This window comes from Paraburkholderia fungorum (assembly GCF_046027215.1).
GTDB classification, from domain to species: domain Bacteria; phylum Pseudomonadota; class Gammaproteobacteria; order Burkholderiales; family Burkholderiaceae; genus Paraburkholderia; species Paraburkholderia fungorum_D.
In genome coordinates this window covers 859,942-873,158 of record NZ_JAQQEN010000002.1, presented here as the reverse complement: position 1 = coordinate 873,158, position 13,217 = coordinate 859,942, and the positions used below count along the sequence as shown (strand labels likewise).

10 protein-coding genes are annotated in these 13,217 nt (G+C 62.3%); 5 read left to right on the top strand and 5 right to left on the bottom strand.

The window, feature by feature from the left end:
* Nucleotides 1-51: 51 nt before the first annotated feature.
* Both PQR27_RS24575 and PQR27_RS24570 read right to left on the bottom strand, forming a co-directional pair.
* Nucleotides 52-1,095, bottom strand: a complete 1,044-nt coding sequence (locus PQR27_RS24575) for a bifunctional nicotinamide-nucleotide adenylyltransferase/Nudix hydroxylase (RefSeq protein WP_408526233.1) — start codon at nt 1,093-1,095, stop codon at nt 52-54.
* 193 nt (nt 1,096-1,288) lie between these two features.
* A protein-coding gene (locus PQR27_RS24570) for an IS3 family transposase (RefSeq protein ID WP_408522367.1) occupies nt 1,289-2,838 on the bottom strand; the annotation gives its coding sequence in 2 pieces (ribosomal slippage) (nt 1,289-2,364 and nt 2,364-2,838; 1,551 coding nt in all).
* 228 nt (nt 2,839-3,066) lie between these two features.
* Here PQR27_RS24570 and PQR27_RS24565 point away from each other — a divergent pair.
* Together PQR27_RS24565 and tnpC are read left to right on the top strand one after the other, a co-directional pair.
* Nucleotides 3,067-4,202, top strand: a protein-coding gene (locus PQR27_RS24565; protein ID WP_408526218.1) for an IS3 family transposase whose coding sequence is annotated in 2 segments (ribosomal slippage) — nt 3,067-3,325 and nt 3,325-4,202 — 1,137 coding nt in all. Because the reading frame shifts where the segments join, the coding sequence is not laid out codon by codon here.
* 547 nt (nt 4,203-4,749) lie between these two features.
* The gene (tnpC, locus tag PQR27_RS24560) at nt 4,750-6,168 is read left to right on the top strand and encodes an IS66 family transposase (RefSeq protein ID WP_408523875.1); all 1,419 of its coding nucleotides are present in this window, start codon (nt 4,750-4,752) and stop codon (nt 6,166-6,168) included.
* A gap of 129 nt (nt 6,169-6,297) precedes the next feature.
* On the opposite strand, the gene PQR27_RS24555 is transcribed toward tnpC, so the two are convergent.
* From PQR27_RS24555 to PQR27_RS24545, 3 genes are all read right to left on the bottom strand, one after another.
* Complete coding sequence (locus PQR27_RS24555; RefSeq protein ID WP_408526232.1) at nt 6,298-7,500, bottom strand: CpaE/TadZ family protein; 1,203 nt, start codon at nt 7,498-7,500, stop codon at nt 6,298-6,300.
* Between the two features lie 62 nt (nt 7,501-7,562).
* Nucleotides 7,563-7,850, bottom strand: a complete 288-nt coding sequence (locus PQR27_RS24550; RefSeq protein ID WP_408526231.1) for a hypothetical protein — start codon at nt 7,848-7,850, stop codon at nt 7,563-7,565.
* 896 nt (nt 7,851-8,746) lie between these two features.
* Complete coding sequence (locus PQR27_RS24545) at nt 8,747-9,124, bottom strand: hypothetical protein (protein ID WP_408526230.1); 378 nt, start codon at nt 9,122-9,124, stop codon at nt 8,747-8,749.
* A gap of 101 nt (nt 9,125-9,225) precedes the next feature.
* On the opposite strand from PQR27_RS24545, the gene PQR27_RS24540 reads away from it, so the two are divergent.
* The 3 genes from PQR27_RS24540 (at nt 9,226) to PQR27_RS24530 (ending at nt 13,038) form a co-directional block, all read left to right on the top strand.
* A complete protein-coding gene (locus tag PQR27_RS24540; RefSeq protein WP_408526229.1) occupies nt 9,226-10,662 on the top strand; it encodes a sigma 54-interacting transcriptional regulator in 1,437 nt (478 codons plus the stop codon).
* Between the two features lie 266 nt (nt 10,663-10,928).
* Entirely contained in the window at nt 10,929-12,596 is a 1,668-nt protein-coding gene (locus PQR27_RS24535; protein WP_408526228.1) for an MFS transporter, read from the top strand.
* 109 nt (nt 12,597-12,705) lie between these two features.
* A complete protein-coding gene (locus tag PQR27_RS24530; protein WP_408526227.1) occupies nt 12,706-13,038 on the top strand; it encodes an NIPSNAP family protein in 333 nt (110 codons plus the stop codon).
* Nucleotides 13,039-13,217: the final 179 nt, after the last annotated feature.

Sequence of the window (13,217 nt, the reverse complement as noted above, 5' to 3'; positions counted from 1 at the left end):
CCTCTAGACCGTTGAATTGCCGCCGGGTCTATCCCAGCGGTAAGGATGCGATTAAAGCTTGCCCAGAAAATGATGGGCGATGTCGAAGTGATCTTCGAACATCACGTTGCGCATGGTCGCCAGTACATTGAGCGGAACCCACTGTGCCTTATCCGCGTCGTCACTGCCTCTCACGCGCGGCAGGTCGCCGACCGGAAAATGAAACAGGAATGCATGCGTAATAGTACGTCCACGCAGTGAACGATGCGGATGATCGAATACCTGCCGATCCTTCAGAGATCCACGCATAACCGGTTCGGGCAGTTTCAGGCCGGTTTCCTCACGCAATTCGCGAATGCATGCGGTTTCGAGTCGCTCGTCCTGATTGACGAAGCCACCCGGCAAGGCCCACAAGCCGCGTCCTGGTTCACTGCGGCGGCGCACCAGCAGAATGTGGCCCGAATGAACGACCAGCGCGTCGACCGTCACGAAGGTCACCGGATAAGGCGCAGCCGCCCACTTCCTTTTGTAGCCCGCGATGAATTCGGCTTCCGATTTCAGTTGCGCGAATTCCGGACGCTTGCGGAATTGTTCCAGCCATGCGAAGACGGGTGCCGGCACGGCCCATTGAACGAAGCTGTTGCTGCGCTCAGCAAAGAGTTGCTCGCGGATTTCCGTAGCGGAGATATCTTCCGTGGCGTCCACGTCGACGAATTCCCACTGCGGGAACATATGCAGATAGTACGAAGAGGCGTCTTTGTCGTGGCCTATCAGGGCGATCTTTTTGCCCGTGGTCTCGCCCAGTTCAGTTGCCACTGCGTTTTGAGTCCAACGCAGCCAGTCACCGTCGTTGTAGGTTGAGTCTTGTACCCGGGCGATCGTGATGCGATCGCGTTCTTCTTCATTTAGCATGGACGCCAGCATTTCGCGGCGTTCTTCGAATGAGAAAGGATCTTTGATCGTGCGGGGTTTGTCGGTTGATCCTATGAGGATGCAGACTTTTTTTGCCGATGCCAATGCCCGGCGTAGCACGTCGAGATGCCCACGATGCGGGGGTTGGAAACGACCAATGAAGATGGTCGCGTCGAAACGCTTTGATGATGATGCTGTGCTCATGAGGCTCCCTCAAGAGTATGTGAACGGTGTTGGGTCTTTTCCTTTACCGTTGGGGGATTTTATTTTCAGAGGGAGGTGGGGTCAATCTGATTTTTTGCCTACGGCGTTGGCGTTTTCTTGGCTGTTTGCCTACGGCGTTGGTTGTTTCTATTCTTATTGGCGGCGTGTGTCAAGGTAGTTGTCGCGTGAACCGTTACGCTGCTTGCTTGTACATTTCGGCCGAGGCCGAGCTTCGCTCCGGGTTCAGATACACCGAATCTGGCAGGTGCCAGTCGCGGATGGCACCTGACCAGCGTGCAGGGTTTTGCATGCGTGCGCGCTCGTACAGCGCTCGCCGGCGCGCCAGCAGGTCGTGGGCTTCGCCGCGGTGCCGTTGCCCCGGAGTGACATATTTCAGGCCGCTATGGCAGTGCTCCTCGTTGTACCACTGCACGAAGCGCTGCACCCATACGCGGGCCGCCTCAAGCGTGTCGAACGGCTGCTCGGGCCACAACGGACAGTACTTCGCCGTACGGAACAGCGACTCGGCAAAGGCGTTGTCGTTACTCACCCTCGGCCGGCTGAACGAAGCCTCTACCCCCAGGTCGATCATGGCCGCGCGCATCGTGGCGCCTTTCATTGCACTGCCATTGTCCGAGTGCAGCACCAGCGGACGCCCGGCGATTCCTTCACGCAGACATCCCCTGTTCAGCAACTCGCCCGCATGTTCGGCCGACTCCTGTTCCCACACCTCGTTCATCACCAGCTTGCGGCTGTAGATGTCCTTCATCATGTACCAGTAAAAGTACCGGCCCCTGACCGTGCTCGGCATCCACGTAATGTCCCAGCACCATACCTGGTTTGGTCCATCGGCACGATGCGTCGTGAGCGTGCGTGGTTGCGGGGCCTTCGCACGGCCCCGACGCTGCCCCTGTCCCGCCGCTTTCAGGATCCGGTAGAAGGTCGACTCCGAGGCCAGATAAACCCCTTCGTCGACCAGTTTGGGCACGATCTGGTGCGGCGTCAGGCTCGCGTACACCGGGCGGTTGGCCGCTTCAAGCACGGCCTGACGCTCCGCCTCACTCAATTTGTTAGGCGGCGCTTCACGCTTCGCCTGGATGCGCCCGTCCTCCGGTGCCAGGCGCCAGCGCTGGACGCTGCGCACGCTGAGCCCCAACTGCTCGCATGCACGCGCCCGTCCTGCCCCCTGCCGTACCGCTTCATCGATCAACTGCATGGCTTCTTCGCGATCCGGGCTGCTGATCAGTCGTCCTCTTCCTTGCCCCAGATCGCTTCGGCTTTTTTTCGCAGGTCCAGCAACGCTGCCGCCTCCGCACGGGCCGCATCAGCGCGCCTGAGCTGACGCTCCAGTTCGCGGATCCGCTTTTGCGCAGCCTTTGCCTCATTGCGCTGCGCAGCCGTGGGTTTCGTTTCAGGCACCCCGTTGGCCTGCTCGCACGCCTCGCGCCACTGGCGGATCTGCTCAGGATAAATACCCTTGCTGCGGCAGTACTGGGAGATCTCGATCTCGTTGAGCGACGCCGTCTCCAGTACCGCCCTGAACTTCTCGGCGCTCGACCATCGATTGCCCGTTTTGCCATTGCCCGGCATGAATTCTCCAGCCTGTCTTGCACCTTGCCGCCAGGTGCGTAGCGTCACTGTCGTGATGCCCGTCGCTCCAGCCAGCTCGATGACCGCCCGATTGAACGGCGGCATCATCTGTTTGATTGCCCACTCCCGGGTTTCCGCTGAATAGCGTTTCATCTTCCATTCGCTGTCCGCCCCCCATCTTTACATTAATCGGTTCGGGTGAGGCGACAACTAGCCTGACATGGAGGGTTGGTTTATTAGCGGCCCCCTGCTGTTTGCCTAGGGCGTTGGTTGTTTCTATTCTTATTGGTTTATTAGCGTTCCCCCTGTGCGGGGGGCACTGTAGTGGTTCAATGATCCTAGACACCTCTAAAGGGGATAATTCTCCAACTGAGGTGAGAAATGAGCAGACGGAACATTCCCGAAGAATTGAAGGCCGAAGCGGTCCAGTTGGTGGTCAGCAGGGGCTATTCGTACGCGCAGGCTGCTGAGGCGATAGGTGTTGGCGACACTGCGTTGCGTCGCTGGGTGGCCTTGTGGCGCGAGCAGCAGGCCAAACCGCCGCGAACGGTGCTGGAGGTCGAGGCAGACGCACGGCGGATCCGCGAACTTGAGGCCAGGGTTGCCGATCTCGAGAGGGAGCGCGACATCCTAAAAAAGTCCACCGCCTTCTTCGTCAAGGAAATGGATCGCTTCCCGAAGTGATCCAGTCACTGAAGAAGGACTGGCCGATCAGTGTGACGTGCCGTGTGATGGGCCTCGCGCGCAGCAGCTATTACGCGTTCGCCGCCCGCCCGCCGGCGGGTTCCACGCCTTGCCGGCAGATGGCGGCTGCGCGTGAAATTCATCGCGAAACCCGCAGCAGCTATGGCAGCCGCAGGATGTCGGCAGCGTTGCGAAACCGTGGTCACGCGGTAGGCCGTTATCGTGCCCGCAGGCTGATGCAGCAGGCGCAACTGGTGGTCACCCGAAAGCGCACGCACCGCTATCAGAAGAGCAATGGCGAGGCGCAGGCGGCGCCTAATCTGCTGGAGCGTAACTTCGAGCCGCAGTCCATCAATCAGGTATGGGCAGGCGACATTACGTATGTGAGGACGCTTCAGGGCTGGTCTTATCTGGCCATCGTGATGGACCTGTATTCGCGCCGTATCGTCGGCTGGGCGTTATCCCTGCAACCCGATACGGCGCTGGTGATCAGGGCTTTGCAGCGGGCCCGGGAGCGGCGGCGTCCACCGCCCGGACTGATGTTCCATTCGGACCAGGGTTGCCAGTACACCAGCGCGCACTTTGTGAGTGAACTCAAGGCAAACGGCATGGTCCAGAGCATGAGCAGAAAGGGAAACTGCTGGGACAACGCGGTGGTAGAGCGCTTCTTTAGAAGCCTGAAAAGTGAATGGATCGATGAAAAAGGGTATCCCGATCACGCACATGCCGAACGCGACATCGGGGACTACATCGACGACTTTTATAACTACCGTCGCCTTCATTCGGCTGCAGACGGACAAACGCCAGTACAACGCGAAGCTTCACTTTTTTAAAAATCCCCTTTCCGGGTGTCCAGGTTTACTTGACCACTACACACCTACTTTTCTTTGCCGCCGCAAAGAAAAGTAGGCAAAAGAAAGCGGCTCACACCGCCAACATCTAAGTGGGTCTCCTGGCTTGGAGGGGCTGGTGGCGCGATAAACGGATCACACCGCAGCCGGTAACCGCCAGTGACACAGCCGTCATCCGCTCCCACTCCGCACTACGTGCGTCGCGGACGGGTCTGCCAGGTAAACCAGGCGCTTCGTTTGCGCGCGGTGGGGGCCATCGGCTTCGCCTCGGCGAGGCGCCGAAAACACCAATGATTGGTTTTATGAAGTACCGCCTCGGCGCGCGCAGCGCCGCCGGAGGTATGACGGCCTGGTCACTCGGGCCAGAAGGTGCGCAGGCCCAATCTCTACGGAGCCACGATCCCCTCCAAGCCAGGGGACCCGCTTAAAAGCTAGCGGTGTGAGCCGCTTTCTTTTGCCTACTTTTCTTTGCGGCGGCGTAACTATTCAGCTGTTGTAAACCTGAGGCAGGCCGTGCATAGTGAAGGACATGACGAAGATGCCCGACATCAAGGACCTGACACCGGAGCAGAAGGACGCGCTCATCGTTGATCTGGTGAGACGTCTGAACGAGCTTGAGGCGAAGCTTGAGAAGGACAGTCATAACTCCAGCAAACCACCGTCAGGCGATGGGCCCAGGCGCAAGCCGAAGTCATTGCGCGGCACGAGCGGCGCAAAGCCCGGCGCGCAGCCCGGGCACCCGGGGAAGACGCTCAAACGCGTGGCGCAGCCCGATCACATCGAGATTCATCCGGTGGCGCCGGTGTGCGACGCCTGTGGACAGCGGATCGACTGCGCTCACATCACCGTGCTGCCTGAAGGTCGTCAGGTGATCGATCTGCCGCCCACGCGCCTTGAGGTGACCGAGCATCGCGTGCAGATCGCGCAGTGCCGCTGCGGCAAGCACCATTCAGGCGCGTTTCCCGAGGGCGTGAGCCAGGCGGTTCAGTATGGTCCTCAGGTGCGCGCCGCTGCGGTCTATCTGACGCAATACCAGCAGTTGCCGGTTGCGCGTACCGCCCAGGCGCTGGCGGATCTGTTTGGCCTGCATGTGAGTACGGGTACCGTGCAGCACAGCATTGATCAGGCGGCCCGGTTGCTGGCGCCAGCGGTTGAACAGATCAGGCAGACGCTGCGCGAGCAGCCCGTGGTGCATTTCGATGAGAGCAGCATGCGCGTAGGACGCACGCCTTACTGGCTGCACGTCGCCTCGACCGGCGCGTTGAGCTGGTATGGCTCACACCGCAAGCGTGGTAGTGAGGCGCTGGACAGCTTCGGCATTCTGCCTGGCTTTCCGGGAATCGCGGTACATGACGGCTGGGGGCCCTACGCGCGCTACGAGTGTGAACATGCACTATGCAATGCACACCATCTGCGCGAACTGGTCTTTGTGCTGGAGTCCACGGAGCAACCGTGGGCCCAGCAGATGATCGACCTGCTTTGCCAGGCAAAGCGGGAAGTTCAGCTCAGTCAGGCCGCGGGCGCCACAGCGCTGGATGAGCCGCGTCAACGCTATTACAGGCGACGCAACGGGGCACTGCTTGCCCAGGCGCGAAGGCTCAATCCGCGGCAGGCGCGCGAGCCGACCCGCAAGGAACGCCGCGGCAGGGTCAGGCAAAGCTTCACCTACAACCTGCTCGCGCGCCTGCGCACGCACGTGCGCGAGGTGTGGCGCTTCATTACGGAGTACCGCGTACCATTCGACAACAACCAGGCCGAACGCGATATCCGCATGCCCAAACTCAAACAGAAAATCTCCGGATGCTTCCGCGCAGAGTCGGGCATGCAGGCGTTCTGCACGATCCGCTCCTACCTCGCTACCCTACGCAAACAGGGCCGTTCGCTCATCAATGCGCTGGCCCTGAGCTTCGCGGGGTTCGTCGTTTCGCCTCTGGCTGCTGCTGAATAGTTACGCGGCGGCAAAGAAAAGTAGGTGCCCCCCGCACAGGGGGAACACTAATAAACCAATAAGCAAACAAGTAAAGGCCAACGCCGCAGGCACAAGAAAATGCCGCCGCCAAAGGCAAAAAAACCAACATCAAACTCCAGCATTCAACTGCGGCGGCCCATTCGGCCGCGCCGAAAACAACCGACCCATCACCCCTTTACGTGCCTCAACAATAGCCGGCCACAACATATCCGCAAGCAAACCAATCCCATGCGCCAGCGCACTATCCCTCGCTGACGTGACAACCGGCACACCACGATTGAGTGCCTCATTCACCTTCTTCTCATCACGCGGAAGCTGATGCGCAATCCTAACCCCAAGGGTTTTCTCCAGCATCGGCAAATTGATCCCCGCATTCTTGTCATATTGATTCACCACCAGTCGCACCTTGCTCACCGGATAACCCAACTCCCTGAAAATGTCGAGCATCCGGCGCCCGCCATGCAGGTAAAGCAGATTCTGCCGCACCACCATGCAAATGGCATCGCTATGATCGAGCGCATGGATCGTGAGCGGATTAAGACTCTGCCCGACATCGATCAGCACCGCATCGTATTGTTCGCGCACCAGCGCAAGAATCCGCTCCAGCTGGATGGGCTGCAACTCGGCAGCCCTCAGGGGATCGCCAGCACCGGCCAGTACGTCCAGGTTCGCATGCACATGCATCACGCATGATTCAAATAAAGCGGCGTCAAGGCGCTCAATCTGCGAGCACAGGTCGGCGAGCGTCAAGGGCGGCGGTTTGTCCGCCATCAGCAGGCTGGCATCGGCAAATTGCTGCGTGAGGTCGATCAGCAGCACGCGCCGGTTACGCTGCGCGGCGAGCGCATACGCGAGATTCACGGCGATCAGCGTCGTGCCGCTGCCACCCTTGCTCGATGCAAGAGATACGACGCGTCCAGCGCGGGGCGCGTCCGCGTTTTTTCTTGCGGCAACCTGCGTGAGTGCATCGGCGATCTCGCGCACGTCGAGCGGCCACGGCAGCACATGCCGCACGCCAACGCGCATCGCCGCCGTCAACAAAGCGGTGGACGGCGCCTGCGTCACCAGCATGCAATGCAGATCGGGGCGGCACGCGAGCATCTCTTCGACACCGTCCAGGTCGCGCGCGCCCAGATCGATATCGTCGACGATCAGCAGATCGGCACTCCTGATCGCATCAGCATGCGCGCGCAACTGCCGTGCCGCGCCATATACGGTACGCAATTGATACACCACGCCGCTTGCTTCGAGGCGCGCGCGGATGTGCGGCGTCCGTTGCTCGCTGGATGAAATCAGGAAGATGTCGATCATGTTGGGGCTCCGTCGGCCTGGGCCGTTCCCGTTGGCCAAGCCGTCAACTGACGGGTCGACATTCAGATGTAGTCGTCGGGGTCTCGCGGACTGATGTCCGCGCCGCGCTCGTTGCCACGCTCCAATGCGCCTGGCATTTCGTACAGCGCGTCGCGCAGTTCGCTGCCCTGGATCTCCGCCTGCGCCCTGCGCTTGATCGCCTCGGCGATCACCAGCGTCTGAAGGTCGACCGGCGGTGTCGCGAACAGCGCACGTGGCGCCGCGACATGACGTTGATAAGAAAGGCCGGTGCCGTGGGTCGCGGTCTGACGGTCCAGACGCGATGCGGCCGGTTTGCTGATCCTGTTCATGGCAACCCCCATGGTGAGTCTTCTCAAAGCCTGTCCCAGGCGAACCGTGCCTGCGCGAGTGCGCAGACACGGCTCCTGGTCCACCTCGTAACGTATGTCTCTCTATGGAGACTCAGGCCTGTTCTCCCCGCTTCATCGCGCCGGCCGGTCCTGACCGTGCGCTGCCCCGTCGCTGCTCTGTACTTCCCGCGCTCGTGTACAACACGAACGCAGTGGCTGTCGCTGCTGGTCTTTTTTACCTGCTATTACTGCCATGTCCCGCTTGTCCAGGTCCATCCCAGTGGGACGAAAAAAGTGGCGAGGTCATCGCTTCACGTCGTCGCAGTCGCGAATGATTCGATACCCCGTATCGACCACTCGCCCCGCTTTTTTTTGACGTCCGTTTTTCAGTGGCCCCGCCGCGCCCTCGTCAAGCGCATTGGCTTCCCCGGCCGCGCTTGCGAAGTCGTTGTTTGCCGCCGGGTGTTTTTACCTGCTGCTTCCCCGTGCTTCTTTCCTGCTTCCGGCGGCAATGCATTCGCTTGTGAATGACTTATTGCAACGGCTGTGCCATGTACCCTCAACCCCTTGCCACACGGCGATGGCCGGTCTGCGCACCGCGCCGGAGCAGCGTGCGCGGCACACGATGATTCGTATTCGACACGCGATGAATTCGCTCATCGGTACGTTATGGACAGCCGGCCCGCCTCGCCCACACAGGAAGCCACGCTTGCCCCGCCACGCCCATCAGTGCTTTGCGGCGCGCCCCGGTCAAATGTGCCGATGCTTCGGCACCCGAAGTAGCGCGCCGGGCAAGGTGCCCGACGTGTCGCAAGCATGAGACACTGCCCTTTGCCGGCGTCGACGCCATCGCACGATCGCCGCGCGCCAACTTGCAGCGCAATGTGGTACACCGCTCAGACAGGGAACTGACGCCCGTTATCGCCATGCATGAATGGCAGGCCGGGCGTGTCGCGAAGCCAACAATTGTTTCTGAATCCAGACTTGTTTGTATGGCGCTCGAAAGCACTTTCGCTTATCGTTAAGCCATGCGCCACATAGAGCGCGCGTATAACAGGCCGCAGATGTACTAACGGTTGGTGTGAGTCGGGGACAAAGTCATTCGGCAGGTTCAGCGTCAAGCGCTGTTTCGCCATCCGTCCAATGTGTAGCAACCCGCGGCTCGCGCCGCCGCTCCATGCCCCCGCCATTGCCTCTACCGTGAAGTTGTCGCCGCCGGGCGATTCGCAGCCCAGCGCGAAGCCGGTGACGAAAACCTGTCCGAGTCCGTGCAAACGGATCGGCTTGGTTCAGGTGGCCGGGGAGCGGCACCGTGTGCCAATCCGTCCACTACATTGAACAGCAGTCGTGAGAGCAGCCTTGAACCGGGGGTAACATGAAGACGACTTGCACGCCAGTCGACGCGGAACGCACCGTTCTCTACGTGGCGAACGCGCCCGACCCGAAACTCGCCAGTTTTCTGGCGGAATCGGGTTGGCAAACGGTGCATGCCAAGAGCACGTCGGTCGCCGAACGCATGATCGAGCGCGGCAATATCAAAGTCGGCCTCGTCGAATTGCCGGTCGAGTGCACCTCGCAGCAACTCTCCGCGCTGGCCACCTGCATGCGGCGCGTCGAAACCAACTGGGTTGCCCAGATCGCGCCGGGCCAGGCGGAAAACGAACTCGTCAGCCGTTTCATCCTCGACTATTGCTTTGATTTCGTCACCCGGCCGTGGCTGAACGACCGGCTGGTGTTCGCGCTCGGCCACGCGCATGGGCTGTCGAACCTGCGCCAGGCGCGGGTTATTCCGGAGCCGTCGCTCGGCCGGCACGGCATGGTCGGGCAATGCGAGGCGATGCAACAGCTATATCGGCGCATCGACAAATGCGGGGTAACCGACGCGCCGGTGTTTGTCGCCGGAGAATCGGGCACCGGCAAGGAACTCACCGCCCGGGCGATCCATGACCGCTCGCCGCGTGCCAACCGGCCGTTTGTCGCGATCAATTGCGCGGCGATTCCGCCAAGCCTCTTGCAGGCCGAACTGTTCGGCCACGAGCGCGGCGCCTTTACCGGCGCGCTGCAACGCAAGATCGGCCGGATCGAAAGCGCCAACGAAGGCACGCTCTTTCTCGACGAAATCGGCGATATGCCGCACGAATGTCAAGCGGTGCTCCTGCGCTTTCTGCAGGAAGGCACCATCGAGCGGCTGGGCGGCAACGGGCCGATCAACGTCGATGCCCGCGTGATTTCAGCCACCCACGTCGATCTGGACAAGGCCGTCGAAGACGGCCGCTTCCGCTCCGACCTGTATCACCGGCTGTGCGTGCTGCGCCTCGTCGAGCCGCCGTTGCGCGAGCGCGGCGGCGACATCAAGCTGCTCGCCAACTATGCGCTGAGCATGTACAAGCAGGACGGCGCGCGCAAACTGCGGGGCCTGTCGAGCGACGCGATTGTCGCGATGTCGAACTATCCGTGGCCGGGCAACGTGCGCGAGCTGATCAACTGCGTGCGTCGCGCGGTCGTGATGAGCGAGGGGCGCTTTATCACCGCAGCCGATCTTGGCCTGCCGGAAGCGGACAACGGGCCGGCCGTCACGCTCGCGGAAATCCGTAGTAAAGCTGAAAAAGACGCGATCGAACACGCGTTGCAGCGGCACGGTTACAAGCTGTCTGAGGCCGCAGCCGAGCTCGGTATTTCGCGGGCAACGCTGTATCGCCTGATGCATGCGAACCGGCTGCATCAGGAGCCGCCGGCGGGACGGGCGTCGAACACCACGGGTGGCGCGGACGCCGATGACGAGGCGGAGCGGCAAACGCCTTCCCTCGTCTAGCCGCACGCGCCGCTCACCTCAGCCGATATCCCCGCGTCAGTTGACATGCGCGGTGCAGCCGCTTTTCCCGGCTGCCCGCGTTTCGCCCCACTGATCACCAGCGAGATCGTGCCTCCCACTATTTGATCGACTGGCGCGCCAGAGCCTTTGGCTTGCGAACGACGGCGCTGCCGTTCCCACGCCTTGCGAGGCTCAGAGACCATGCGCCTACCGCATACGCGCTGGCGTTGCTATGCTGAAAGCCGTTCATCCACGCGGGAGTGGACTTGGCCGATCAGCATGTTCCGGCGGTTGCGCGCCGCCCCTCTTCCGTCCTCCCCGCTCAGGCGAGCCCGTGTGACACGCTCGTCATCCGCACCCAGCCCCTCAGCCTGGCCTCTCCGTGCCCGCGAAAGAAGCTGGCGCTCGCCGCGACGATCCTCGGTTCGAGCATGGCGTTCATCGACGGCTCCGTGGTCAACGTCGCGCTGCCGTCCATCCAGACCGAGCTGGGCGCGAGCGTCGCGGCGATCCAGTGGGTCGTCAATGCGTATCTGCTGTTTCTCGGCGCGCTCGTGCTGGTGGGCGGTTCGCTTGGCGATCAGGTCGGCCGGCGTACGGTGTTCATCACGGGAATCGGCCTGTTTACGCTGGCCTCGATCGGCTGCGGCCTCGCGCCCGGCGCCGGCGCGCTGATCGCGGCGCGCGCCGTGCAGGGCATCGGCGCGGCGCTGCTGGTACCGAGCAGCCTCGCCATCATCGGCGCGGTATTCGACGACAAGGAACGTGGCCAGGCGATCGGCACATGGGCCGGCGTCGGCGCGATCACGTCCGCGGTCGGGCCGGTGGCGGGCGGCTGGCTCGTCGACGCGTTTTCGTGGCGGGCGATCTTCTTTCTGAACGTGCCGGTTGCGTGCGCGACGATCGCACTGGCGATCGTCGCCGTGCCGGACAGCCGGCAGGAAGATATCCCGCCAAACCCGGACCCGCAGCTTCGGGCGGCCTCGTCGCAACGGCTCGACTGGCCCGGCGCCGCCACCGCGGCTGCGGGGCTCGCAGCCTTGACCTATGGCCTGACCATCGCCTCGGCGCGCGGCTTCGCCGACCGCTGGGTGCTGACATTGATCCTCGGCGGGCTGATCGTGCTGGCCGCCTTCGTCGTGCTGGAAGCCAGGAGCCGCAATCCGATGATGCCGCTCGACGTGTTCCATTCACGCGACTTCGTCGGCGCCAATCTCGTCACCCTGCTGCTTTACTTCGGGCTGGGCGGCGCGCTGTTCTTTCTGCCTTTTACGCTGATCCGCGCCTACGGCTATAGCGCGACCGAGGCAGGCGCGGCGTTGCTGCCGATACCCGTCACGATTGGCCTGCTGTCGCGTTTCACCGGCGGCCTGACGAGCCGCTACGGCGCGCGGGCATTGCTGAGCGTGGGCCCGGTGATCACGGCGGCCGGCTTCGCGATGCTTACGCTGCCCTGGGTACGCGGCGAGTACTGGCACGGCTTCTTTCCGGCGCTGCTCGTCCTCGGACTCGGCATGACGATTACCGTCGCGCCGTTGACGACGACAGTAATGACCTCGGTCAGCACCACGCGCACGGGCGTGGCGTCCGGGATCAATAACGCGGTCGCGCGGGTGGCGAGTCTGCTGGCGATTGCGGTGTTGGGCATTGTGTTCGTGTGGTCGCACGATGCGGCGCTCGACGCGCGGCTCGACGCCTTGCATGTGACGCACGAGGCGCGTGAAGCGGCACGGCTGACACAATCCGGCAAGGCTGCGGATCCGGCGACAACCGGCGCCATAAAAACCGCCACGCAGATCGAGGTAACGCAGGCCCAAGCCGAAGCTTTAGGCACGGCGCTGCGCGCGGTGGCGCTGGTGTCGGCGTGTTGCGCGCTGGCCGGGGCGGCCGCGGCGGCCTTGACGATCCGCCCGCAACGGCCGCCGGCAAGCTGACTCACATCACTCATCGACGCTTCAGCACGCCGTGAAACGTCGTGGTCAGGCAGTCGCCATACTGGTGTTCAGACGCTTCAGACCACCATCGGCCAACCGGGAGCCACATATGACGATGACCTGCTTTATCCGCTATCAGATCGATCCGTTTCAGCGCGACGCCTTCCACGACTACGCCCGCAACTGGGGCCGCATTATTCCGCGCTGCGGCGGCCATCTGATCGGCTACTTCCTGCCATCCGAAGGCACCAATGACATTGCATGGGGCCTGATCGCGTTCGAAAGCCTCGCCGCCTACGAAACTTACCGGGCGAGGCTGCGTGCGGACCCCGAAGCACGGGAAAATTTCCAGCTGGCGCAGACGAAACGCTTCATTCTGCGCGAGGAGAGGACCTTCACCGAAGTGGTCGAAGGCACGTTGGGCGTGGCGGCAGCGGGCTAACCGCGTCGCGGAGGGAATAAACTGCGCGCGACGGCCGACCCGCACCCTTCGGTCACCGCTGGCGGGCAAGCTTTCTGCTGCCGTCAGTCGATGCCGAACGCGCTGACGGCGCGCAAAGCCGGCCGCTGAAGGAACTTGTGCGGCCAGAACGGTGTCGGTTCAGGGTCCATCCGCTGAAA

Excerpts from the sequence above, each read along its gene's own strand:
- PQR27_RS24575 (WP_408526233.1), bottom strand. The coding sequence starts at position 1,095 with ATGAGCACAGCATCATCATCAAAGCGTTTCGACGCGACCATCTTCATT.
- tnpC (WP_408523875.1), top strand. The coding sequence starts at position 4,750 with ATGACGAAGATGCCCGACATCAAGGACCTGACACCGGAGCAGAAGGAC.
- PQR27_RS24555 (WP_408526232.1), bottom strand. The coding sequence starts at position 7,500 with ATGATCGACATCTTCCTGATTTCATCCAGCGAGCAACGGACGCCGCAC.
- PQR27_RS24550 (WP_408526231.1), bottom strand. The coding sequence starts at position 7,850 with ATGAACAGGATCAGCAAACCGGCCGCATCGCGTCTGGACCGTCAGACC.
- PQR27_RS24540 (WP_408526229.1), top strand. The coding sequence starts at position 9,226 with ATGAAGACGACTTGCACGCCAGTCGACGCGGAACGCACCGTTCTCTAC.
- PQR27_RS24530 (WP_408526227.1), top strand. The coding sequence starts at position 12,706 with ATGACGATGACCTGCTTTATCCGCTATCAGATCGATCCGTTTCAGCGC.